The sequence below is a fragment of the Brevibacterium sp. FME37 genome (assembly GCF_014897485.1).
GTDB lineage: Bacteria > Actinomycetota > Actinomycetes > Actinomycetales > Brevibacteriaceae > Brevibacterium.
Map to the genome: position 1 here is coordinate 115,917 of NZ_JABUYE010000010.1, position 24,828 is coordinate 140,744.

At 57.2% G+C, this 24,828-nt stretch carries 21 protein-coding genes; 17 read left to right on the plus strand and 4 right to left on the minus strand.

The annotated features are described in order from the left end of the window. Positions 1–204 precede the first annotated feature (204 nt). From INT29_RS12965 to INT29_RS13000, 8 genes are all read left to right on the plus strand, one after another. Positions 205–1,080 (plus strand): NmrA/HSCARG family protein, encoded by an 876-nt coding sequence (locus tag INT29_RS12965; protein ID WP_193071896.1) that lies wholly within the window; start codon positions 205–207, stop codon positions 1,078–1,080. Beyond that, the gene (locus INT29_RS12970) at positions 1,077–1,691 is read left to right on the plus strand and encodes a TetR/AcrR family transcriptional regulator (protein ID WP_193071897.1); all 615 of its coding nucleotides are present in this window, start codon (positions 1,077–1,079) and stop codon (positions 1,689–1,691) included. The genes INT29_RS12965 and INT29_RS12970 overlap by 4 nt, the downstream gene beginning before the upstream one ends. A gap of 32 nt (positions 1,692–1,723) precedes the next feature. Continuing rightward, positions 1,724–1,888 carry a hypothetical protein gene (locus INT29_RS12975; RefSeq protein ID WP_193071898.1) on the plus strand — a complete coding sequence of 55 codons (165 nt, stop codon included), beginning with the start codon at positions 1,724–1,726 and terminating at the stop codon, positions 1,886–1,888. A 20-nt stretch (positions 1,889–1,908) separates the two neighbouring features. Further along, positions 1,909–2,157 (plus strand): SDR family NAD(P)-dependent oxidoreductase, encoded by a 249-nt coding sequence (locus INT29_RS12980; RefSeq protein ID WP_319020902.1) that lies wholly within the window; start codon positions 1,909–1,911, stop codon positions 2,155–2,157. 67 nt (positions 2,158–2,224) lie between these two features. Further along, positions 2,225–3,109, plus strand: coding sequence for a nitroreductase/quinone reductase family protein (locus INT29_RS12985; protein ID WP_193071900.1), 885 nt, complete (start codon positions 2,225–2,227; stop codon positions 3,107–3,109). Between the two features lie 56 nt (positions 3,110–3,165). Next, a complete protein-coding gene (locus INT29_RS12990; RefSeq protein WP_193071901.1) occupies positions 3,166–3,954 on the plus strand; it encodes an SDR family NAD(P)-dependent oxidoreductase in 789 nt (262 codons plus the stop codon). A gap of 68 nt (positions 3,955–4,022) precedes the next feature. Beyond that, entirely contained in the window at positions 4,023–5,390 is a 1,368-nt protein-coding gene (locus INT29_RS12995) for an FAD-binding oxidoreductase (protein WP_226831205.1), read from the plus strand. 160 nt (positions 5,391–5,550) lie between these two features. Then, positions 5,551–6,027 (plus strand): VOC family protein, encoded by a 477-nt coding sequence (locus INT29_RS13000; protein ID WP_319020903.1) that lies wholly within the window; start codon positions 5,551–5,553, stop codon positions 6,025–6,027. A gap of 506 nt (positions 6,028–6,533) precedes the next feature. On the opposite strand, the gene INT29_RS13005 is transcribed toward INT29_RS13000, so the two are convergent. From INT29_RS13005 to INT29_RS13015, 3 genes are all read right to left on the minus strand, one after another. Then, positions 6,534–7,655 carry a magnesium and cobalt transport protein CorA gene (locus INT29_RS13005; protein WP_193071902.1) on the minus strand — a complete coding sequence of 374 codons (1,122 nt, stop codon included), beginning with the start codon at positions 7,653–7,655 and terminating at the stop codon, positions 6,534–6,536. Positions 7,656–7,789: 134 nt separating this feature from the next. Beyond that, positions 7,790–8,824 carry an XcbB/CpsF family capsular polysaccharide biosynthesis protein gene (locus tag INT29_RS13010; RefSeq protein ID WP_193071903.1) on the minus strand — a complete coding sequence of 345 codons (1,035 nt, stop codon included), beginning with the start codon at positions 8,822–8,824 and terminating at the stop codon, positions 7,790–7,792. Between the two features lie 36 nt (positions 8,825–8,860). Next, the gene (locus INT29_RS13015; RefSeq protein ID WP_193071904.1) at positions 8,861–10,594 is read right to left on the minus strand and encodes a CDP-glycerol glycerophosphotransferase family protein; all 1,734 of its coding nucleotides are present in this window, start codon (positions 10,592–10,594) and stop codon (positions 8,861–8,863) included. A 274-nt stretch (positions 10,595–10,868) separates the two neighbouring features. On the opposite strand from INT29_RS13015, the gene INT29_RS13020 reads away from it, so the two are divergent. The 8 genes from INT29_RS13020 to INT29_RS13055 all read left to right on the plus strand — a co-directional run bounded on the left by INT29_RS13020 (position 10,869) and on the right by INT29_RS13055 (position 24,198). Continuing rightward, positions 10,869–13,454, plus strand: coding sequence for a glycosyltransferase (locus INT29_RS13020; RefSeq protein ID WP_193071905.1), 2,586 nt, complete (start codon positions 10,869–10,871; stop codon positions 13,452–13,454). A 95-nt stretch (positions 13,455–13,549) separates the two neighbouring features. Beyond that, positions 13,550–14,818: a CDP-glycerol glycerophosphotransferase family protein gene (locus INT29_RS13025; RefSeq protein WP_193071906.1), complete on the plus strand. Its 1,269-nt coding sequence runs from the start codon at positions 13,550–13,552 to the stop codon at positions 14,816–14,818. A gap of 108 nt (positions 14,819–14,926) precedes the next feature. Next, positions 14,927–15,316 (plus strand): glycerol-3-phosphate cytidylyltransferase, encoded by a 390-nt coding sequence (gene tagD / locus INT29_RS13030; RefSeq protein WP_096157468.1) that lies wholly within the window; start codon positions 14,927–14,929, stop codon positions 15,314–15,316. Between the two features lie 118 nt (positions 15,317–15,434). Next, positions 15,435–16,265: a CDP-alcohol phosphatidyltransferase family protein gene (locus tag INT29_RS13035; RefSeq protein ID WP_319020904.1), complete on the plus strand. Its 831-nt coding sequence runs from the start codon at positions 15,435–15,437 to the stop codon at positions 16,263–16,265. Beyond that, a complete protein-coding gene (locus INT29_RS13040) occupies positions 16,262–17,185 on the plus strand; it encodes a glycosyltransferase family 2 protein (RefSeq protein WP_193071907.1) in 924 nt (307 codons plus the stop codon). Before INT29_RS13035 ends, INT29_RS13040 begins: the two co-directional genes overlap by 4 nt. A gap of 170 nt (positions 17,186–17,355) precedes the next feature. Then, positions 17,356–19,476: an acyltransferase family protein gene (locus tag INT29_RS13045; protein ID WP_193071908.1), complete on the plus strand. Its 2,121-nt coding sequence runs from the start codon at positions 17,356–17,358 to the stop codon at positions 19,474–19,476. Positions 19,477–19,586: 110 nt separating this feature from the next. Continuing rightward, the gene (locus tag INT29_RS13050) at positions 19,587–22,247 is read left to right on the plus strand and encodes a hypothetical protein (protein WP_193071909.1); all 2,661 of its coding nucleotides are present in this window, start codon (positions 19,587–19,589) and stop codon (positions 22,245–22,247) included. 52 nt (positions 22,248–22,299) lie between these two features. After that, entirely contained in the window at positions 22,300–24,198 is a 1,899-nt protein-coding gene (locus INT29_RS13055; protein ID WP_193071910.1) for a glycosyltransferase, read from the plus strand. A 15-nt stretch (positions 24,199–24,213) separates the two neighbouring features. On the opposite strand, the gene INT29_RS13060 is transcribed toward INT29_RS13055, so the two are convergent. After that, on the minus strand, positions 24,214–24,429 hold the full coding sequence (locus INT29_RS13060; RefSeq protein WP_193071911.1) for a hypothetical protein: 216 nt from the start codon (positions 24,427–24,429) through the stop codon (positions 24,214–24,216). A 91-nt stretch (positions 24,430–24,520) separates the two neighbouring features. On the opposite strand from INT29_RS13060, the gene INT29_RS13065 reads away from it, so the two are divergent. After that, the gene (locus tag INT29_RS13065; RefSeq protein WP_226841986.1) at positions 24,521–24,760 is read left to right on the plus strand and encodes a hypothetical protein; all 240 of its coding nucleotides are present in this window, start codon (positions 24,521–24,523) and stop codon (positions 24,758–24,760) included. Positions 24,761–24,828 lie beyond the last annotated feature (68 nt).

Genomic DNA, 24,828 nt, shown 5'->3' on the forward strand with positions numbered 1-24,828 from the left:
TGCCTGCCTGCTGGTGGTCATTCTCGCGGGGTGCTTCAATCGGAACGAAAGTTCCATTTACCCAGTCTAATCGCGCTCAGCTTTGACATGCGCGAAAGATTTTTAAAATAAGTGGAATAATTCATCCGTATTGGAAGTTGATGGATGTACAGGCTCGCAGATTCCCGCGAGAGCACGAGATCGCGACAGCAGAGGAGATAGGACATGAACACCAACAACAGCCTGACAACGAAGGGCGACACGATTGCCGTGATCGGCGGTACAGGACAGCAGGGCGGAGCCGTTGTCTCGGCACTTCTGAGCCGGGGAGTGCCGGTTCGAGCGCTCGTCCGTGACCCGAGCGCACCGCGCGCACAGTACTTGGGCCAGGCCGGCGCCGAACTCGTCACCGCCGACCTCAACGACGCCAGCTCACTTGAAGAGGCCCTTCGCGGAGCCGCAGCAGTCTTTGCCATGACGACATTCGCCGGGCCCGGAGGAACACGCGGCGAAACTGAGCACGGTCTGGCCATCGGCAACGCCGCTTACCGAGCCGGCGTCGGCAGGTTGGTCTACAGCTCGGTCGGCGGAGCCGAACGAGCAACCGGCATCCCCCACTTCGAGAGTAAGCGGCGCGTCGAAGAACACCTCGAGGAATTGGACCTGCGCACAACGTTTATCAGACCCGCATTCTTCATGGACAACTTTGCGTCCTTCTCACAACCCACAATGGACGGCGACACTCTCGTGGTCCGTCTGCCATTGCCGGAGGGAGTGCCGCTGCAGATGGTTTCCACTCGCGACATCGGACGGGTAGCCGCGGCTGCCCTGTTGGAACCTGCAGGCATTCCCGGCGGAGCAATAGAGATCGCCGGCGACGAATTGACCGGAGAGGAAATTGCCGCGGCATTTGCCCATGCGATGGGAATCCCAGCCAGGTATGAGCCGATGTCGGTGGATATTTTGCCCGATGAGGACCAGAAGAAGATGTTCACCTGGTTCGCTCAGCTCCCGGCATATCGTGCCGACATGAGCCTGACTCGCACCCTCGTGCCCGAAGTGCTCGATCTGCCCAGCTGGATCAAGGAGCAGAGCCGATGAGTGAGAACGCCGAGCCGAAAGGCCCGTCACAGCATAAATCCCAGACTCGCCGTGACGCCTTAGCGAACCAAGAGCGTCTTCTCGCGGCCGCGGTGACCGCGATGCTGCGGGAGGGACGGCAGGTGCCGATGGCCTCTATCGCCCGGGACGCGGGAGTCGGCATCGCCACACTGTACCGCAACTACCCAACTCGTGAAGCACTCTTGGAGGCACTCACCGAGAGGTCCTTCGGTCTCGTTCTTGACGTGGTGGAAGAAGCCGCAGCCAGCGAACGCCCGGCGATCGGCGCCCTCGAGGTATTCCTGTCCGGCACCATTGCTCATCGCGATCAGCTCGTCCTCCCTCTGCATGGTGGTCCCGATGAGTTGAGCGAAGAATCACGGCGTCTTCGAGCAGAGATCGATACAGGCATTGGCCGAATTCTTGACCGAGGTCGAGACGATCTCACCATCAGGTCCGATATCACGGCGGCCGACGTCGTGTTCTTCGGTGCCATGCTCGCGCAGCCGCTCTCACAGGATGACGACTGGCTGGAGGCGAATCTGCTCCGCCAGGAGCGAGTCTTCTTGGCTGGTCTGGCTCCAGCACCACCTGCACTGGAACAACTCTGATCCAGCGATAAGACCGCAAGGAGAACATCCACATGAATGACAACAACAGCAGCGGACGAGTCGTCCTGATCACCGGCACCGGCATCGGCAAGGAACTCGTCACGCGATTTCTGACCAACAAGGACACTGTCATCGCCACCGACGTCTCGCCCGAGGCACTGCAGGGTCTTTTCCGTTCACCCCATTCGTCGACATGACATCGGCGCAGTGGCGGACCGTGATCGATATCAACCTGACAGGAAACTTTCTGATCTCTCACGCACTCCTGCCCCTGATGAAGGACCGCGGCTGGGGACGCATCATCAACATCAGTTCCGCATCGATCTTCTCCGGCGTAGCGGGTCAAGCGCACTACGTCGCGGCCAAAGCCGGACTCGTCGGGCTCACCCGAAGCCTCGCCTCCCCAGACTCCGACTTCATCACAGGTCAGACCCTCAACGTCGACGGCGGAATGTTCATGAACTGACGCCGCTGCCGGACGACTCCCAGTACCACCAATCAGAATGCACATCGCACAGGAAGGGCGAACTCAAATGATTGATCTCAACGACAGCATCATCAAAGCATTTCGAGCCAACGACGGACGAGTCGATTCCGCCGGCTTCGGTCCGGTGCTGCTGCACACTCGCGACGCAGACAACCGCGCCGAACGGATCACTCCGGTGCTCTCACTGCGAGACGGCGGCGACTGGTTCGTCGTGGTGCCAGGCGAAGGAGCGCAATGTGACCCCACCTGGGTCGTGAACCTTCGCGTACACCCCGATATTGTGATCGAAGCTTCGATCGACAACGAGATCCGCACCATTGCCGTCCACGCTGAGGAACATAGCAATCGGAATCTCTCGTCAAGCATCCGATTGATCTCCCGAGAGGCCGATAATCAAGCTGAGAGCGGTCCGGCTCCCACTCCCGTCGCCACCGACGACCCGACCCGCGACATCTCTGTCCGGCGCCCCAACACGGACGAGAGCCTGGAACACTACGGGGTGGTCGGCGACAACTACACGATGGTCCTGAACGGCGAAGACACAGCAGGCCGCTATGCGCTCATCGACATGTTCGTTCCAGCAGGCGGAGGCCCGCCGCCGCACCGACACGACTTCGAGGAGATGTTCTACGTTCTCGAAGGACAGATCGACGTCACCTTTCGCGGTGAAACGACCATCGTCGACGCGGGCGAAGTCGTCAATATCCCCGCGCGTGCACCGCACTTCTTCCACAACTCCACAGGTGCCGACGCTCGAATGCTGTGTCTCGTCTCTCCACCCGGACTCGACGAATACTTCAGCCAATGGGGGCAACCGCTGCCCACCCGCACCGCCCTCAACGATCTGAGCGCCGAGGAGGCGCAGCGGAGCCTGTCCACGGCCCTTGAGATCGGCCCTCACTACGCAATCGATAACCTCCCACCCACCTGACCGGACGCCAGTCGGTGAAATGAACGTGCCTCCCGCTCGGACAGAAGGAAGAGCATATGAACCTGAACATCAGTGAACGACCACAGCCACTGCAGGACCAACTGTCACCGGACGGCACGCTGCGGGGCAAGGTGGCACTGGTCACCGGGGCCTCCTCGGGGATTGGGGCGGCCATATCGCGAAGTCTCGCCGAACAGGGTGCCGTGGTCGCAGTCGCGGCGCGTCGTCGCCCACTGTTCGACCACCTCGTCGACGACATCGAAGCCTCTGGTGGAACAGCAGTGGCCATAGACCTCGACGTCACAGACGAGTCATCCTGCCGAGATGCCGTTGAGACCTGCGTGGATCAGCTCAGTACGCTCGACATCCTGGTCAGCAACGCCGGATTGATGCTGCTCGGCCCCATCGAAGATGCCAACACAGAGGATTGGCGTCGAATGATCGATACCGACGTTCTCGGGCTCATGTACACGAGCCATGCCGCATTGCCGCACCTTCTGCGTGCCAAGGGGACAACCGTTCAGCTGTCCTCAGTCGATGGCCGCACCGCTGGACCACTGACTGGCGTCTACAACGCCAGCAAGGCGGCAGTCAACGCATTCTCCGAATCGCTTCGTCAGGAGGTGACCACTCGTGGAGTTCGAGTCGTCGTGATCGAGCCGGGCGCGACCACAACTGACCTCGCCACCCACATCACTCATGCACCTACCCGTGATGCGGACTCGGAGTTTTCTTCGGCGTTGCGACCGCTCGGGCCCGACGACGTCGCGGCAGCGACGGTCTTCGCAGTCACTCAACCACCACATGTTGCCGTCAATGAGATTCTTCTCCGCTCGGTTGACTAACAACGATAACCAGTCCAAACAGGTGCACCTGACTCAAGGCGCCGAACTGCGAACGGAAGATGCAGGCGATGACAGCTCAAGAGACGATGACGACTCCAGACAGTACAACGATCTCGGCACTGCGGGAGGCACTGTCGAACCAGATCGACCCGATGCGCGTTGTGACGGAAGAGGACCAGATCACTGCAGCGGCAGCGATCTGGAACGGAGCGGTCGACCACCGCCCGGCCCTGGTGGTGCAATGTGAAACATCCGCCGAAGTGCAGCACGCCGTGAGAACGGCACGCGAGTTCACGCTGCCGCTGTCAGTCCGAGGAGGAGGCCACGACTGGGCTGGCCGCGCGATACGTCCAGACGGTCTGGTCATCGACCTATCGACCATGCAGGAGGTCTCAGTTCACGAGGGCGTCGCCACCGTGGCAGGAGGGGCTACATCAGAAAATGTAGCGGTAGCCGCTGACAGGTTCGGATTCGCCGCCGCCACTGGAACCGTCGGGTCTGTCGGCATGACCGGCCTCACCCTGGCAGGTGGATACGGGCCGTTCTGCGGAAGTCTCGGACTGGCCACCGACAACCTGTTGAGCGCCGAGGTGGTGCTGGCCGACGGCCGATTGGTGCGAGCCGATCAGGACAGCAATCCTGATCTGCTGTGGGCGCTTCGGGGTGGTGGCGGAAACTTCGGAGTCGTCACCTCCATCGAGGTAGCACTGCACTCGCTGACAGAAGTGTTGGTGGGATCCTTTTTGTTTGCGTCCGAGCACGCGAAACAGGTTCTGGCCGGGTACGGCGATCTGGTCAGCCAAGCGCCCGACGAGCTTACCGCCGTCCTCTCAATCGTGCCCTCCGATGATGGGACCCCGGTCATTTCGGTGTCAGCAACATGGTCGGGACCCCTCGCCGACGGTTACGCATTCATCGAGGAATTCAGCGGGCTCGCGACACCTCTGACTGTGGACATCTCCGTGATGACCCCGTTGGCCAAGCTGCGCCAGCTCGACGGCGTGCTGCCCGACGGTGCCCACTATGCCATCGGCACGCGAAACATTGAGGCGCTGACCCCGACCGTTGCCCCGGCACTGCTCGAATCATATGGAGCCCGAGAGTCGTCCGGGTCGTTCCTGAATGTTCATCACTTCCACGGTCGGGCCAGTGATCGACGCGTCGAGGATACAGCGTTTGGCCGGCGTGAGGATCATCTGATGATCGAATTGATTGAAGCTGGAGAAACAGTCTCCGACTGGACCAAGACTGCTGTATCAATACTGGCATCACACGCTCTGCCGGGCGGCTACCCGAACCTCCTGGGCCCGGACGAAGAAGAGCAGACTGCCGTGGCCTATGGGCCGAACACGTCGCGACTGCTCGACATCAAGGAGCGTTTCGATCCGCACGGAGTGTTCCATGCAACGGCCCTACCCGATCGAAGAAGGCTGTAGATCGACTCAGCAATTCAACTATTTTCGTCAACGGCGCCAACCGTGTGTGTACTGGCAGCCAGCATCCACACCACCGGAAACGACAGGTGATGCTTGCCCGGGCCCTTGATGAGGCGTTGGTACCGCTTACCCCTTCTTTCTAGTGCCTATTGCTCACCTCGTGTCTACTTTCGACCAGGGTTGCCGCGGGCGTAGCCTTGTCACCATGGCACTAATTGAGAGCTCAGGCTTCGCCCACGTCCGGCTGACCGTCACCGACATCGCGCGGTCCAAAGCGTTCTACGACCGGATCTTCGGATGGCCGGTTGCTATCGACGCCTCGGACAAGGCAGGTGAGCCCGGAGTCGAGAATTCACCGGATAAGTTTTACGGAGGCACCGTGTACCAGACGCCGCAGGGCACGCTGTTCGGCCTTCGTCCAGTCGGTCAGGAAACCTTCGATTCCGAACGTACCGGACTTGACCATGTCAGCTTTGGCGTTGCTTCGCGTGCAGATCTCGACCGAGCGGCAGCGAACTTAACTCAAGCTGGTGTCCAGCATGGGCAGATTATCGACTTAGCTGACACGGGCATCGCCATTTTGTCGTTTCAGGACCCGGATGACATCAACATCGAACTCACGGCACCGCTTGACTAACTAATTGTAGGCTCGCTTCGGGCCCGAGCAGCTGTCGAGGAGTGGAAGAGAAGCGGGCCATCCCTTTCTGGTTCTCACTATTAATCACCGCGGCCGTGACTGAAGTTGAACGTGATCTCATCGTCGAACGCACTAAAGCTGCCAGAGTTCGCGGCGGGGGAGGTGGCGCTGATGACTTCGAATTCTCACGCTCCACGCATCACCGCATCTTCTAGCGCCGTTCGGCGTGATCCTGGCCAACCGGAGGAACGATTCACATCTTCTGTTCTTCTTGTCGTGCCTTCGTGATCCGGATCTGTGCACGTGTCCAGGCCTTCCCCTCAGGTGCCGGCTCCATAATTTGTGAGCGGGCGGATGCCTATCATCGCCTCAGTGGCGTTTTGTCCGGTTAGTTTGATTGGAGGATCAAACTTCACCTCGACTGAGGCCTCTCCCCATCGGCTGACCCGCAGGTCTCTGTCGGCGACGAAGCTCGAATGATCATCGTGATGGTCCGGACGATGTTCTCACATCCACTTCTTCACCTTGAACACGGTGTAGAGGACCACGCCCAGGCCGACCATCAGCCCGATGGCCATCGGGTAGCCGAAGGCCCAATGGAGTTCGGGCATGTCATCGAAGTTCATCCCGTAGATTGCCCCGATCAAGGTCGGAGCGAACAGGATCGCCGCCCACCCGGAGATCTTCTTCATATCTTCGTTCTGGCGTTGGGCCACCAGGGTGGAGTTGACGTTGAGGATCTGCGACAGGGCTTCGCGGAGTTCAGCAGCTTCGGCAAGGACACGGGTGAGGTGGTCGGTGACGTCGTCGAGATAGGCCTGCAATTCGGTCGGGATCGCGTACTTTGTGGCGCCGTTGCCCAGACGTTGAGTGAGTCGATTGAGATGAGTGGTCGTGTGGAGGACGTCGATGACCTCTTGGCTGAGCAGGTAGATCCGTTCGGCTGCCGCGGTGTCTCCGCTGAAGACCTGTCGTTCGATGCCGTCCTTGTCATCCTGAAGGCCGTCCAGCACGGGGAAGTAGGTATCGACGGCTGTGTCGAGCAATCTATAGACGAGGGCTTCAGGGCCGAGCGAGAGCAGATCCCTGTCAGAGATCCACTGTCGTTCCTCGCTTGTGAAGTAGGAGTTCATGTCCTCAGCACGGTCCGGGATCGGTGTCCCGTCGATGAACCGATCATCCTGGCAGATGATCACGAGGGCGTTGTCTTTCATCAGGAGGTGGAATTCCTTGAACTCGACCTCCTCCGCTGAGTCGATGTAGACCGCTGATTTGAGGACGACGAACAGGACATCGTCGTACCGGTCGACCTTGGGGCGCTGATTGGCGTGGAACAGGTCGTCGACAAGGACGGGGTGCAGATCCCACACCGAAGCGATCTCCGCGAGCAGTTCAGGCGTGGACCGAGGGATGACGACCTGAGTGAACGCTGCCGAGGTAGGGGAGTCGTCTGTCGAAGCTCGTTTTGAGAGTGCTTCGGCGAAGTCTGAGGAGGCCGATATCTCCTGCGGTTCACTGCCCACAATCTGGCGGCTGAGGAGTATCGGTCTCGGCGATTCAACCGTCGCGCCGGAGCCGCGTTTGCGCTTGGCAATCGGTTCGGACTTGTGTCTGCGTGCTCGTGCCATAGTGATTCTTTCGCTCGACTAAGACTCCAACGTAGCCGAGGGCAGAACTAGAGTCGATTGTGCAGAACACATGGTTATCACTCACTCGTCTAAGATTGCATGACCTGGCACGCAGTATCAGGCAGTCACAATCTTCAGGGGACTGCCACTTCTCCAAGGGGGAGGCTGAACCCGAGCAACAGTGTATTGATGGCCATCACCTGCGCATAGATGGTCTTGGGCGCAACATCGGGGTGCTTCAGAATATTCGGATTCCCGCTGTCGAGCACGCTCAGGCTATCGCGAAGTGGACGAATGATTTCAGATGTGTATGCGTACTGTGGTGATCTCGATGATGTCACTAATACCGAGTTGAGCGATTGGCCGGGCCGCTCAGATGCGACTTTTCCTACGAGTTCAGTGAACACTTCTTGTTTCGGTCGGGGGAAGATCCCGTGAGCAGTGAAGTGGTAGTCGTTTTCGTACTGCTCGTACCAGCTGTCTGTGACGATCGGATCGACCGAAACGAACTTCCAGCCTCCCGTCAGTCCGTGGTACAGAGCTCCGGTGCCACCTTTAGAGGCGCCGAAGAGGACAACATTGTCTGCATCGACGCCATGTTCATCGACCGTGCGTTGAATGAGTCGTCGGATTCTTGAGCTGTTGTCAGGCATGAAGCTGGTGTCCAGATAGAAGGCTCCTTTGACACCTCCCAAGTCAGCGATTCGGAGGATGGCAGTATCGCGAGGAACGTACTTCATCAATGTGGCAAAGGACGGGCGGAAGTAGCGAATCAGGCGCGGTTTTGAATTGATCGGTGAGAAAATGACGACGAGTCGCAAAATCGTTCCTGACTCTGGGCGCTCGAACTGGTGCACGATCCCATCGTCAGAGACCTGGAATGTTCCATCTTTGACAGCAGGCCAGTGGTGCACAATACGGTCATGCCGGATGAACCTGCTCTCGTCTGTAGTGTTGTAGTACAAGGAGAAGCCCAGATTGGTGAGCCGAGTCAATAGGTCCTTCGCATGCCTGTTCTTCAGCGCCAGCCTCATGAGGTCCTGGTCAGGCTTGGCTGCAAGAGATGTGTCTATACGGAAATATCGAGGCAGACCGTCGTTTTCAGCAATCATTGCAGGGATGTCGTCAGGGCTCGTCTCAAGAGTCAGCCACAGAATGTTCTGAATCACAGCAGCACGGTACCAGACTCGAATTCAGAAACTTTCCTATTTGAGAGCGTGCTGAGCCAGCTTTCTCCAGAAACCGGACAGACCTTCGAACTCCACCAACTCATCGAACTGCGCATCGCCCAGCACTCTTCGATACTCTCGTTGGTACATCATCTCGAGAGGCTCGTCTTCAGATGCGGTCACCGGAGCTTTTCGTACGAATGCGTCCTTCAGACGGTTCCATACGGAGTTCTTCTCCATGCGCTCCTCGGGTACCGGGGAAATGTCTGCTCCATGACGAGCTTGTCTCTCCTGCGCAGTCATAATCATTTCAAAATCATTGCGCGCGACGATCGAAACAGACGGATCCAGCTGCTTGATCCGGTTCATCGCGACAGCATTCGACTTTACAGAATGGGCTACCAAGAGCGTGACGTCCTTGTCTCCGAATTTTGTGGCAGTGTCCAAGGTGTCAAAGAAGGCTTCGGTCTTTCTCGTCTTGTCGAGTCGACCACCCCAGAAGATAATTGTTTGCCGAGGGCGTGCTTCAACCTGCTTGATACCTGAATCGTCGCCATACATGAACCAGCGAATCGTGCGAAGGCAGGCTTGCCCATCGTCATGAGGACAGAACCTATCTCTAGCCTGCTGATACTGAGGAGTTGGTTGATACGGCGCTGAAATCAGATTCGTTGCTATCGACACTAAGTCGTCTGCGGTGGAGACTATAGGGCCCGGTAGATCCTGCTGGTCGAGCAGGAGTCCTCGGTCTTCGGCATAGTCATCGTAGTCGTAGAGATAGTGGACGATGGGATTGCCTGTTGCAAGGAAGTCGAAGAAGATGCTCGAGTAGTCAGATATCAACAGATCGACCACTGCGAGAAGTTCATTCGCACTTGTATTGGCTGGCGGCACAACGATGTTTCCGTAGTCGACATTCTTGATATGGCGCAGCATGATGTGATGTGCCTGGAAAATGACGTTCGCGTCGAGTTTCGCCAAGGCTTCGATATCTCTTTGGAGCTGTTCGCCATCGAATCGCGCCGACCCTTTGTTGCCGCGCCAGGTTGGTGCATAGAGAACAGTCTTTTTTGTCGGATCCAAGCCCAAAGTCTCGCGCAGCTTCAGCGCGCTTGACTCTGACATATTCAAAGTCAGATCCTGGCGGGGATAGCCGATCTCGGCCATGGAGCCCGAGAACACTCCTCGAAGAGAGAACCGAGCCAGTTCCACCTCGGTCATATAAGGGCAGGGAGTCAGAACATGGGTCGCTTGTAGCAGGTTGTAGACGCTCCCAGCAGCGCCCAACGGCGAAGCATCTGTACGGCCCAGCGATTTGTAAGCGATTCCATGCCACGTGTTGAGATATTTCTGGTCGGGTTTGCGGACGAAGTGTTCGGGCAGGACTGAATTGCCGATGATGGAGCCGGCAAGGGCCAGGAAGTAAAGGTGGGCATCGGTGCCCCGGGTGACGAAAGTGACGCGGGGATCGCCCCGGAACTCTTCCGGTATCAGATCTTCTGATCTCACCGACCACACGTGATGGAGAATGTGGAATTTAGGATCGCGGTAGAGGTGGAGGAAGAGTGCGTACGGAGAGTCCATCATTCTCGCGCCGGACATGCTCTCGTAGAACACCACATTTGAATTAGTCGGCACCGATATGACGTACTCTGCCTGACGAGTCTTCAGCTCCTCTGGGGTCCGAATTTTGTCTTTCCAGAACTCGCGGCCCGCCATTTTGCGGTGCTTCAAAAGACTCTTTGGTGCGGCTTTTTCTTGTACTGACACGTGTGATTCCCTTGGTCAACGCTTCGGGCACGGATATGAGGATCCATCCCGTGATTTAGGAGCACACGTAAATAGTCGGTCAACGTGAGCTGTCCATGGAGTGTCTGGCCAGTGTACATTTGCTCTGGCGATAGACTAGTTGGCGTCTTCTGAATGTCGAAACTTCGGTACTCATTCCCCAAGGCCATGATCGTGGTCACTTTCTAGCGAGTGGAGCAAATTGCAAATAGGACCCCGGACCAAGCGTGTTCTTCTGAACGTCTTCCCGTCGGCGATGGCTGCCTATTTGCGCAAAGAACGAGTGCAGTGGTCCCGCCAGCTGCGCCAGAACAAGCAATCAGTATCGAGCGCCGTGCGGTCCAGGGCATTTTCAAAGGCTCTGACCGGACCGCTGAAGCGAGGCACCGTCATCTGGGAGTCGTTCTCAGGCAATGGGGCTCTGTGCAATCCGGAGGCACTGTTTCGGCAGATGCTTGAGGATCCGCGTTTCGGCAATTTTCGCCACACGTGGGTGTTGTCCGACAAAGCATGGTCATCACAGTTTCGTACTAAGTTTGCAGGACATTCGCGCGTGAGCTTCGTCAAATACAAGTCAACGTCCTACTTCGAGAAGCTCGAGAGCAGTCAGTACTTGGTCAACAACGCAACTTTCCCGGCCGAGTTCGTCAAGCGCCCAGATCAAACCTATGTGAATATGTGGCACGGCACTCCGTTGAAGAAGATGGGCTACGACATCGAAGGCGGTGCTGACGGGGCGAGGAACGTGCTCAGGAATTTTATGTCGGCCGACTATCTTCTGTCGCAGAACGCCTTTATGACCAATCAAATGTATCTGAACGCATACAAGCTGAATAATGTGTATACAGGTGCAATCGTAGAAGAGGGGTATCCGAGGTCTGATTGCATGTTCAGGCCGGATGCCGGGGCTCTCGCCAGGCAGTCGTTGAGGGACCGAGGGGTCGAAACTGAAGGGAAGAAGGTTCTGCTCTATGCCCCCACGTGGCGAGGAGAATCTTTCTACCGACCGAATGCTGACGCGAGCCGCTTGAAGGCCACTCTGGCAGCACTGCGTGCGAACCCTGAACTCCACGATTGGGTCATACTCCTCAAGGCGCACCAGGTTATTTTCGACCAGCTGGTTGAGGACCCTGAATTCTCCGATTTCCTGATCCACAACGATGTGCCGGCAAATGAAGCGCTCGCCATCACTGACCTTTTGATCACGGACTATTCGAGCATCTTTGTTGACTATCTGGCTACAGGACGACCAGTTGCGTTCCACATTCCGGATTCGGACAGTTATGCGAGCGATCGTGGCGTGTATCTCGAGACCTCGGAGCTTCCTGGCCCGGTCTCTCGGTCAGTGGAAGAACTCAACGAGAATGTTATGAAGTTGCGCGACCGGAGCAGTTTTGCCACCGCGTTCCCAGATGAGCTGGAACGATATGTGAAACTATCGGAAGAACTGACTCCCCACGATGACGGGGGAGCTGGGAAAAGAGTTCTCGATATCGTCTTCGGCGGTCAAGAGTCCGGCTACAACGTCAAAAGAGATTTCAGTGACGGCCGAAAGAAGATAGTGATATACCTCGGCGGGATGATCACGAACGGGATCACATCATCTGCGTTGAATCTTCTGAACAGCATAGACAGCAGTGAATACGACGTCACAGCATTCTTCTATCGATCCGATCAGAGGGACCGTAAGGAGAACGCTGCAATGATCCCGAGCCACGTCAGACAGCTCATTCGGGATCCGAGTATTCTCCAATTACCCCTGTTGGGCAGTATGCAAGAATTGGACAAGTCTTCGATAGACGATCTGCCAGACAGCGATAAAGACACGGCCGTGTGGGACTGGGAATGGCGACGAATCTTCGGTAACGCTGAATTCGATGCAGCAGTTGATTTCAGCGGCTATTCCTCATATTGGACTCGAATCGTGGCGCATGCAACGGCAGCGAAGAAGGCAATCTGGTTGCATAATGACCTCGAGGCGGATGCAGAACGGGAAGTGAACGGTGTTCGTCCTCATTTCCAGAACCTGACTGGAGTTTTCAAGCTCTACCGTGATTTCGATGCGTTAGTGTCAGTTTCGCCGGACCTCAAAGAGATCAACCGGACGAATCTCAGCATGTATGCACCCAGCGAAAAATTCACCAGTGCCCGCAACACGATCAACGTTGAACGGATCCAATCTGGAAGTGGTGGAACTATGCTCGAGAACCCTTCCGCCGGAGACTATTCGTTGCGGAATCTGGGAGACGCAGTCAAAGCTTTGGGAGAGTGGTACTCGTTCGAAGATATTATCTCCGAGGCTAATCGCCAGCAGAGCCTGTCTAGTTTTGTAGATAGTGGAGCAGGGGCAGCATTTGTCACAGTGGGTCGGCTGTCGCCTGAAAAGAATCATGCTCGGCTGATACGTGCGTTTGCTCTGGTGGCCCGGGAGACTCCAGGAGCCAAACTCGTTATCATCGGCGAAGGCCCGCTGGAAAAGGAACTCAAACAGCTGGCGGTCTCTTTGGGCATCGCAGGATCAGTGGAGTTCACCGGTCGATTGCGGAATCCTTACTCGGTGATGACTGCGTGCGATTGCTTTGTCATGTCCAGCGATTACGAAGGTCAGCCAATTGTGATCCTCGAGGCAAGAGTCCTCGGGTTGCCCATCGTGACAACGAGGTTCGGATCGGTGCACAGTGCGATGGAAGGCAGCGGGGGACTCGTCGTCGATACTGATGAGGCTGCACTGGCAGATGGAATGCAGGCGTTCCTTGAAGGGCAGATTCATGCCTTGCCATTCGACGGCGATGCCTACAACAAAGAGGTCATCGATGAATTTACCCAAGTGGTATTCGGCTGATCCTCTCGGCTCAATTGATCATAATGGCAGGTCATGTTGTGCATAAGAGGAGGGCCGGTTCAGGGTCTTCGAATCTGCACATGCACAATAGTCCTATGACCAATCTTCCGGATGACCTCTCGCATCAAGCGATCAAAGGGGTCAACTTCGCCCAGTCAGCGGCCAAGCTCGGTGCGCGAAAATTCCGCGACCGGATTCAAGAGTCACGACTCTCTGGTGATTTCTACCCACAGGCGACGGACGAATTCGTGGCTGCCGCTTATTTCGGCGTCGGAATGGATTCGGTCTATCAGCTCGAACAGTGGATCTGGCCGTTCGAACAGTTGGAAGCAGAGATGAAGAGCATGGGTCTTGGCGATCGCCCGTTTGGGATCATTGTCCGCAGCTCCATCGTTGCCAAGCATCTGAAGACGGTCACCGATCTCCCAATTCGGTTCTCGCGTCTGACCAAGGGCCTCGATGAGTTCATGACGTCGTCGTCCTTGAGAGCCGTCTTCTACGTCAATCAGGCGACGCCCAACTTTCAATCACTGCGTTATCCGGGTCCCGCTCACGTTCATCTCAGCCATGGAGAGAGTGAGAAGGTCTCGATGATCTCCAATCAGCTCAAGGCCTATGACTTTGTCTTTACCGCAGGAGAGGCGGCCCGGGAGCGCATTGGGCGAACACTCTATGGGATGTGTGACGAGAAGATGCTCGATGTCGGGCGTCCTCAGCTGGATCGACCCCGGGCGATTCCGGAGGTGTGGCGCAACTTTGCCGCAGCCGAGCCTGATGGGCAGATAGTGTTCTATGCGCCGACATGGGAGGGAGACTCGCCGTCAATGTCCTATGGGGCAATCGCACACAATGGTGCGAGCATCGTCACCAAACTTCTCGATGCGGGATATCGAGTGATCTTTCGTCCTCATCCGCGTACTGGGGTGATCAAGAGCGAATTTGCAAAGGCAGTTGAAGCCATTGAGGATATCGTCGAATCCGATCCGCGAGCATTTCAGGATCGAACCTCCGACGTTTCGTGGCAGTTCGAGATGGCAGATATCGCTGTTGCCGAGATGTCCTCGGTGGCGTACGACTGGCTGGCATCGAAGAAGCCGCTCGTCATGATCGAACCCTTTAGCTCGGATGCCGAGGTACTGCCCGGGGGGCTTCTTGATCGTTGTCTTACCCTCCCCGCAGATGACAGCCTGGATATCGTCGATCTCATCACAGAGGCGGAATCGGCGTGGGTCCTCTCCACGGAGCTGGGCCGACGTTATCTGGGTGATACGTCGCCTGGTGCACAGATCTCTCAATTCATCGATGCCAGCAAATCCGTCATCGAGCGACGAAACGAGGACCGTCTTCAAAAGGCTGATTCGTGAGGCAGGTTACACGTCTGCAACCTAAGGTAACAGAATGGTAAACTGCCGCTGAACTGCTATTCCCATCCGCCTGCTCTTGAGGCACCAATCGTCTGGAAGGTTCCTTCAATGCGCCGAGTCATCACATATGGCACGTTTGATCTTCTCCATTACGGCCATATCCGCCTGCTTCAGCGTTGCAAGGAGCAGGGCGACTACCTCGTTGTGGCGCTTTCAAGCGACGAATTCAATGCTGGTAAGGACAAAAAGTCCTACTTCTCGTATGAGGAACGCAAGCACATGCTCGAGGCGATCCGCTACGTCGACCTCGTGATTCCAGAAGACAACTGGGAACAGAAGGTCACCGATGTCGAAAAATACCACATCGACACCTTCGTGATGGGTGACGATTGGGAGGGGAAGTTCGACTTCCTCAAAGACAAATGTGAAGTCGTCTATCTGCCCCGTACTCCCGAAATTTCAACGACTCGGATCAAGTCGGAACTCGGCAAACCCTGACATCTCGGTTGCCTGAAGCGCATTGGACACCACTGTGCCTTCTAAGCGGCAATTGTTGTGTCCACAGTAGAATGCTTCGAAACACTATTCAGATGCCTTGAAGCAGAGAGGAGCGGGTGTGCCCACACGTGAACCGCAGAGCCACCCGACCCTGGCTGAGCTTCGGGCTAAGGCCCAGCCGATCGAAGTTCGCAGTCGGAAGAACGCTGAGCACTGGAGTGCACAGCTTTACCTCAGGCACATTTCGATCTATTTCACGATGCTCCTCGTGAGAACGAGGATCAGCGCCAACGGGGTCACCGGTCTGATGATTCTTGCCGGCTGGTGCATTGCGGCCAGTCTGCTCATCCCAGGGATCTGGGGCGCAGTCCTTGCCGTGTTCTTTTCTCAGGTCCAGATGTATATCGACTGCTGTGATGGAGAAGTGGCCCGATGGCGTGGGACCAGTGGAGCCAAGGGCGTCTTCCTTGACAAAGTCGGGCACTACACCACGGAGGGCCTGGTTGCCGTGGCTCTTGGTGTGCGAGCCGTGGGGGAGTGGAACAACCTCAGCGACGATCCCGCCGGAACGTACCCGTACTTGCTGGCCGGAACTGTCCTCGCTGGTTTCGTCCTGCTCAACAAGGCGCTCAACGACATGGTTCACGTGTCCAGAGCGTTCAACGGTTTGGACAAACTTGCGGACTCGCAGGCAGCTACTGCTCTGAACCCAGGTTTTGTCGCGAAACTGAAAAGAGCTGCTCGATTCGTACCGTTCCATCGCATCTATCATTCCGTGGAGATGTCCCTCCTCGCCTTGGCCGCGATCATCGTGACTCTGATCGCATCATCAGCTGGTGCGGCTCCGCTCTTCGGTGAACGTTGGCTGATCGTGATTCTGGCGCCGTTGTGTCTTTTGTCGGTCATCGGACACTTCATGTCGATCATGGCCTCGAGGAGGTTGTCATGACCGATTCTTCCCGTATTCTGTCCCAGCGATTCGAAGAAAGCCGCAAATATTCGTTCGGTGTTGTCGTGCTTTCCCAGGGGAAGCGACTCGAGGACCTCAACCGCGGGTTTGAGTCTCTGTTGGCGCAGAAGGGTGTCGACCTCGACGTTGTGTGCGTCGGCAACGGATGGGAACCCGAGGGGATCCCGGCCGAGGTCAAGACCCTGGGACTGCCGGAGAACTTAGGGATCCCCGCCGGACGCAACGCCGGAGTGCCGCACGTCAAAGGCGAATTCCTGTTCTTCCTCGATGACGATGCATGGTTGCCCGACGACACCACTCTGATGCGCATGGCTGCGCTGATGCGCACAAAACCGAGAATCGGTCTGATCCAACCTCGTGTCGAAGAACCGGGCGGGCCGGATGCTCCGAAACGGTGGATTCCCCGATTGAAGAAGGGCGAAGCCGAGCATTCTTCCAACGTCTTTTCAGTGTGGGAAGGTGCCGTCTGCATGCAGCGGAAGGCATTCGACGAGTGCGGCGGCTGGCCGGGACCATTCTGGTACGCCCACGAAGGCATTGAGCTCGCCTGGCGCGTGTGGGATGCAGGCTACATAGTCTGGTACATGGGAGACCTGGTTGTGGCGCACCCTGTGATCGATCCCAGACGGCATGACGAATACTTCTACATGAATGCACGGAACCGTGTCTGGCTGGCTCGCCGTAATTTGCCGTGGCCCTTCAGCTGGGCCTACGTCGGTTCATGGACGCTGATGCAGTGTGTGAAATGGGCGAATAAGCCTCACCAGCTCCGAGCTTGGATGGAAGGCTGGCGTGCAGGCTGGCGACTGGATCCGTGGGCCGAGGGTGAGGATCGACAGAAATTGTCGAAACGGGGTGTGCTGCGGATGTCTCGACACGGACGTCCTCCCATCATCTGAGGCGAAAAGGTGCGTGCATCGAGCGGATCGGCATCAGGCTCTGCAGAATTTCTCATCTCGCTCGATCAGAATCGGTACGCACGCCTAACAACGACCTGCATAAACGAGGAACGACAGCGACCACAGCCGGGTCCGATCCCGCCAGACGAGAAGTGTTTTGGAAGCGATACATGCAGTTGAAATCCACCCACGTTGAAAGACCGCCGAGCACGGACGCTAAACCGAGCGGGTCGGGATTCCGCGCCGATATTCAAGGTCTGCGGGCTTTGGCCGTCGGGGTCGTCCTGCTCTACCATCTGTGGCCTAATCGCTTCGTCGGCGGATTCATCGGCGTAGATGTCTTCTTCGTCATCTCCGGGTTCCTCATCACCAGTCACCTGATCAAGTCTCCGCCGAAGAACTGGCGAGACGTGACTGACTTCTGGGCGAGACGGATTCGCCGACTCCTGCCGGCCTCCCTGCTCGTGCTCCTCTTCGTCGGAGTCTCCACATACCTTGTGGCTCCTCAATCGATCTGGGTCGATACAGGACGACAGATCTTCTCCGCAGCGGTATACGTGGTCAACTGGGACTTCGCGAGTTCCAGCGTCGACTACCTCGCGGCGGACAATGCTCAGTCTCCGGTGCAGCACTTCTGGTCGCTGTCCGTCGAAGAGCAGTTCTACTTTGTGTGGCCCATGCTCATCGGACTCGCCTTCCTGATCGGGGTGAAAGCCAAGCGACCCAAACAGGTCGTCGGCTTCACCATTGTCGGCGTCTTCGCTGCTTCACTCATCTTCTCGATCTGGTTCACGGTCGTGCAGCCGGCTATGGCCTACTTCATCACCCCGACTCGCATGTGGGAGATGGCGACTGGTGGACTCGTGGCGGTGTTCGTCAGCTATATTCGTCCGAAGCGCCTCCCCTTCAGCTCACTGATCGGGTGGGTCGGACTGGCAGGAATCGTCGCAGGGACATTCCTTATTCGCGCGGACATGCCGTTCCCCGGCTATATCGCTCTTGTTCCAGTCGTCTCCACTGCACTCGTGATCGTCGCTGACTCCCGCGGCCGATTCTCCGTACTTCCTCTCCTATCGTTGCGGCCTGCACAGTTCCTGGGTGACATCTCGTATTCCGTCTATCTTTGGCACTGGCCGCTGATCGTCCTTGTTCCATACTTGTCCGAGAAGCTGGGCACCACGGAGAACCTTGGCCGCTTAGACAAAGCAATGATCATTCTTGTTTCACTCATTGTCGCGTGGGCGTCCACAACGTGGGTTGAGAACCGTTTCCGAAAGACCTCACTGTTGCGTAACCGGAGAAGGACGTTTGGTTTCGCGATAGTGGCCATGACAGTCGTCGGCTCGCTTGGTCTGAGCCAGATGTGGGTCTCAGACCGGATTGTCGAGCAGAACAAGGAGAACCTGCAATCCGCACTTTCTGACCCAGACTCCTGCTTAGGTGCCGCGGCATTGTTGCCGAGCGCGAAGGCCAACCCTAAGTGTGATGGCACGGACTCCTTGTTGATGGAGCCGGCTGCCGCTAAGAAAGATAAATCAAAGGCGTACGCGGATGGGTGCTGGTCGAGCGAGCCATACACGGATCGACCCGAATGCACGTATGGTGACGGCGAGAAGCAGGTCGCACTGGTCGGCAATTCCCACGCTGGCCACTGGCTGCCGGCGCTGGAGCGTCTGGCTGACGAAAACGATTGGACGATCACGACCTTCCTGGCATCGAACTGCAGCATATCGACCCTTCCGCAGGACCTCGGCACTCCAGAGGGCATCAAAGGTTGTCAGGACTATTCCGACTGGGTTGTCGATCGCACCACATCAGGCGGGTTCGACGCAGTGATCACCTCGGAACGGCAGTCAACACCGTTGGAGGGAATGTCGTGGGAAGAGACTGAGAAGAAGGCCCCAGCAGGGCATAAGGAAATACTGGAGAGCTGGACGGACGCCAAGCTGGACGTTGTTGTCATCAGAGATACACCTTATCCAGGGGGAGACGATATCCAGGTACCTGATTGCGTAGCCACGCATGAGGACGAGCTCGAAGAATGCTCAGGAACGCCGAAATCGTGGCACTGGATGGATCCCCTCGCAGAATCGGCGAAGGCAGTGGAATCGAAGCATATGTCGATCATCTACCCGGAAGATTGGTTCTGTCCGGACGGTCGATGTGAACCGGTCATCGGGGGAGTCATCACCTATTTCGATACTGCTCACATCACGGCCACCTACGCTAAGACCCTTGCACCTCAACTCAACGACAGGCTGCGTCACACTGGGCTGGGCACCTTCGAATGAGCGACAAAAGGTTCGAAGATCAGCTCATTGAACAGACAAATTCGATACCGTGAAATCACGGGTTCGCGACTACCGACAGATCACCGACACCTCTGCAAAGGACTAGGCGAGTGACCAATCAGCGAAACGCAACTGACAGGCTCATCAGCAAGGGACGAGAGCTGGTGAAGCCCGTGGTACACGGCATTGCTCGTCGTGCTCTCCCCACAGTTGAACGGGCATCGGGAACCAGGTATGTGCGAGAGCGCAATGCCACCGGCGCTCCAGGAAAGGCACAACCCGCGGGCAGCGCGAAGAAGATCGCAGCAGTCACTGCGCGTTCCTACCGGGATCTGGCGACTTCGCTCAAAGGTCCTACTGCTGCAGACGTCGACGGGTGGACCGTTGCACCGACCAAGAAGGAAGCCGACGCCAAACTGCGAGAACTTCAACGGATACGGGCCGGTTCGACCCTGGCCGAATCGTTGATCAGGGGTTCGTCAATTGAATCCTCAATGGTGGAGTCCGGCAGAGCGTTGATTGATGCGGGGCACCATGGAGAGGTCGTATCCATCGGATTGAACCTGCGGGGCCGCCCTGAGCACAGTCAGATCGGACGAACACTGTTGGGCATGGCCTACTACCGTGCATCAGACCCTGCAGCTGCCTGGGCAGAGTTCGAGCGTGTCAACGAACGAGGACTCATTACTGCGGCAGCCATGGAATACTACCCGACTGCTATCGATACGCTCGGGGCCGAAGCGCTGCCGCTCATCGAGCGCTCGAATCACAGCGGCGATACTGAACAGTGGAGTTCCAAAGCTGTGCTGCGCACCGCTGAATCTGCGTTCTGCATCGACGCCTTCGACCACGTTCGCACTCTCGTCGACGACCGTCTCGCCTGGGGCGCCGACAAACTGGACGCGGCCATTCGCTACGAGCTCACACGCATGCGTGACTGGCTCCCGGGTGGAAAGCATCTGGAACCACTTCCGACGACTGAAGGAAAACGCAACTTCGGTGTGCTCAGCTACGACCAGCCGGGAATCCGCTCACGCAACATCGGTGACTACATCCAAACGGTCGCCTCAATCGGACACCTGTTGAGATATGAGAACCTCAGTTTCACAGGAGACAGCGGTCTCACGCAGCTCTTCACGAAACTGGGCGAAACGGTCAAAGCAGAGAGGAAATACTCGGGTCCCGAGGCTGAACTCAATCTGGTTGAGGTCTACCGTGATGGCAACGTCTACCAAGACATCCCTGAAGATACTTGGTATATCGCCTTCGGATGGTACATGCATGACATCTTCGGCAAGTCCTTCAACATCCCGTTCCATCCCAATCTCCGTCCTATCCTGTTGTCGGTCTTTGTCCGATACCCCGAAATGCTCACGCCTGATGCCATCGCATACCTGAAGAAATACGGACCGGTCGGTTGCCGCGACTGGCAGTCAGTAGCCCTACTGCGCGCCGTTGGTGTTCCCGCGTTCTTCTCGGGTTGCCTGACTACGACCGTTGACACGCTTTTTCCAACACCTGACCCCGACCTGCGGTCAGGAACACTGCTCGTCGACTGGATGAAGGGCGGCAAAGGTCCGAAGAAGAAGCAGACCGTCACGGCGATCCGCGACAAGTCGTTCCCCGAAAACCTCGAACTCGCTCGAAGCTGGGTCGCCGACTACGCGTACAAATACTCGCGTGTGCTGACTTCACGCCTGCACGCCAACCTCCCCGCGCGATCAGTCGGAGCCGAGGTCGAGTTCGAACCCAAGAACAAATCAGACTCCCGGTTCGGCGGCCTCTACGGAATCAACGACGCCGAATTCGACGCAATCCGCACCGGGATCCTCGACAAACTTGCCGAGATCATTCCGCTCATCGCCTCGGGGGCTTCGGAGGAGATGATCTATGCCAAATGGATCGAAATTACCGAAGCCGATATGGCTCTCGCGGATGAATACCTGGCTACGGCGCATCTGCCCGATGTCAGCAGCGCGGAAATCGCCTCGACGATAGATCAGGTCGAACGCCCCGAGCCGAAGAGCGGAACGACGGATGTCTATGTTTCCGTGAACAGCGGTGAGAGCCACCTCGTGGGTACTCTTGCCTCATCCATCGACGATCATGCCACTGGCTCCTACCGCCTTTGGGTGGCAGCTGATGCCCTTGGCGCACAACAGGTTGATGCCGTCCAAGAGAGGCTGACCAATGGCACCATCAACGTCCTGAAGCCGGTGACGGCCCCAGGTATTCGGGAGTCGGACGACCTGGTCCAGGCTCTGCTGCCAGCGATCTTTGCTGATCATGACAGACTCGTCGTCCTTCCTGCAGCAGGGGAAGTCTCCTCCGATATCACGGACTTGTCAGCGACAGAACTGGGCACGTCCCTCCTCGGCGCGAAGAGGGATGTGAGGAAGACCCGGACCAGCGGTCTTACTCTCATGCGGCGGATAGCCAGTGCGTTCAAGGAAGATCATGAGGGAGCTCTGGATTTCGTCTTCGCCAGCCATAGTCATTTCAACGAAGATTTCATTGTCTTTGATCCCCAGGTTGCGGTGCTCAATCTTGCTCGGCTCCGTTCCGAAGGCGTCGTGGAGCGTGTCGTCGGACTGTTGAAGACGGTCGGAATCAACTATGTCGATTCGCTGCAGGTCGCAGTAGGCGGCCGGAACACCGAACTGGACTCCGCATGGAACATTCGCGCGCACTGGGAGACCGCGGACTGCCCGAAGATCGTGAACTGGAGGGGCCAGCTTCGCCATCACGGACATATGGCGCTCGTACCGTGAAATCAGTCATGGTCGGAGAGCACATAGGCGGGTTTGAGGAAGGACACCGACGTTGAGACCCATTTCTCGATTGTTGCGCAAGGACGTTGACCACGACCAGTCTGAAATCGGACATGGGAAGGAGCTCAAAACTGATGCTCTACATGTCTATAACGCCATCTGGGGTATTCCCGAGTCGATCGGGGGAATGACGACCGCTGCGGTGCGTCGAATCCGGAGCTTCCAGAAATACGGGAGGCCTCTGTCGCAGACGCTGCTGACATTCAGCCCGCGAATGGACGTGGACGTGACGCGTACTAGGCTCATCTCCGAAGGACGGATGGATGAATCCGTCGAGTTGGTGAACATCTGGCAGGACTTGAGAGGCAGATCTGACGTCGAACTCGCCGCATTGGGGGGAAAAGCGCCGACAGATCCCGTGCCCGAAGCTGACGGGGAAGTCGAGAGCATCACCGAGTTCTACGATGTCTTTCGCAAATCGAGTTCCACTGGAATAATTCGTCGCAACTATCTGCGTCCCGACAACACTTTGCTGCTCACTGATGTTCACGATCCGAAGCTCGGGCGCCGTTTCGTCCTCTATTCGGCAGGCGGCGATCCGATCGCCGAATGGAACCGGCCCCGAGACTTCTACAATGCCTGGATTACGGCGACGATTACGGAAGAGCCCGCAGTCCTCATCATCGATGACAAGAAGATCAGCGAATTCATCCATGAAATCACAGAGAGAACATTTGCACTCATCCTCTTCTTGCACGGATCCCATCTTCGTCACCCCTGGAATGGTGCTCACGGAGAGTTCCTTCCTCGCAGAATTGATACCATGCGCAATTTCGACCGGTTCGATGCGGTCGGTGTGCAGACCAAGCAGCAGGCCGATGCGATAGCTGCGAAGGGTATCTCCGGAGCCAATATCAAGCTGCTCACCGGAGAATTGCCGGTGGGGTCAGTACACGATGAGACCCAAGCTGACCGCTCGACGAACAACGCTGTGATGATCGCCAACTTGATTCCGCTCAAACGTGTGGATCATGCGATACGTGCCGTGTCGTTGCTGAAGGGCAGGGGAGTGGACGTGTCCCTGACCGTGTTGGGAGAAGGTGCCGAGCGCGAGAAGCTTGAACGCCTGATTGCAGACCTCGGCGTCGAAGATCGGGTTCAGCTTCCGGGGTATGTCAATGACGTACCAGCACGCCTCCAGTCCGCGTCCTTCTCGATGCTGACAAGTACCAGCGAAGGCCTGCCCCTGGCGATGATGGAGTCGATGGGTGCTGGTTGCATCCCCATCGTCTACGACATCACCTATGGGCCCAGAGATCTGGTGATTCAGGGCCAGAATGGCTTCATCACGCCACTAGGCGACATCGAAGCGTTGGCCAATCAGATTAAGGAGTTCCTGGGCCTCGGACCGGAGCGGGTAGCCACGATGCGGGAGGCCGCAAAGGAGACTGTCAAACAATATCTTCCCGAGGCCGGCTACCGGCGCTGGAAAACAGCCCTGGAGGACCTGAGCCTTTCAGTACTTCCGAACGTCGATCCGCAAGAAACCGGTGAAGCGATCAGTGCGAAGACGCTCAGGGCCACCACAACTGCTGCGGGAACACGAATCGAGCTGGAGCTCAGTCAGACGACTCACGAATCCGTTGCGGCGTCCCTGCAGCTAGTTCTCGCAGCACGGAAGAAGAACACATATTTTCTGTGTACCGATCCGGCAATCGAGCGTCGACTTTTAGGCCGCGGGGCGACAATCACCTTCGACATTGACGAAGACAAGTTCTCCGAATCGAAGGACGAATCCTTCGACGTCTACCTCAGACGCCCACACGATCCATGGAATGGGAAACGTAGAATTCGTCCTCCAAAGAGCTACACGTCGGAGAGCACCGGCAAACGAGACTGGTACTCGACGAGACTCGGCAACCTGTCCGTTCGCCCACGGACAATGGACTGAACGCAACTGGCGAGCTTATTCGTCGCTCGCCTCGGCATTGGTGCTCTCGAAATGATATTTCTTCATTTCAGTCGTCCTGTTGGCGGTGAGTGTCCTGATAGCGCCCGTGAACAATACGGTCGACGTACCTTTTGTGCCCTCACCGAAGTAGTGCCGGCGCAATTCTTGGCGAGCCTCGGCCGCTGAGTCGTTCGTCAGCATATCGCGCAGCAGCTCTTCTGTCTGTCCCACCGTTGGAACCGTCGGGGCTGATGCAAAGGGAGATGTCAGGTCAAGATGTCCCCAAAACCTTCATCAGTCCCAAGATCTCGATGCCAGGCCGATGTTCCACCGGACCCGCGACGCCATCGAAGCTCACCTGACGGTCGTGTTCACCGCGTTGGGTGTGGCGAGGTTTATGCAAGACGCATCAGGGCAGTCGTTGAAGAAGATCATCACGACGCTACGTCCGTTGCGAGAGTTCACGGGCATCATCGGTGATCAGGAGAACACGTTCGCCCCGGCTATCCCGCCGGCGGCGCGGAAAATTCTCAACGCGCTACCGACCGCCCAATCACGTTGACTCCGCCAGGGTAACTGAATATTCGCTTCGCTGGGGTCCACCAGTCGTGCCTCTGGGCGCCAGTGATC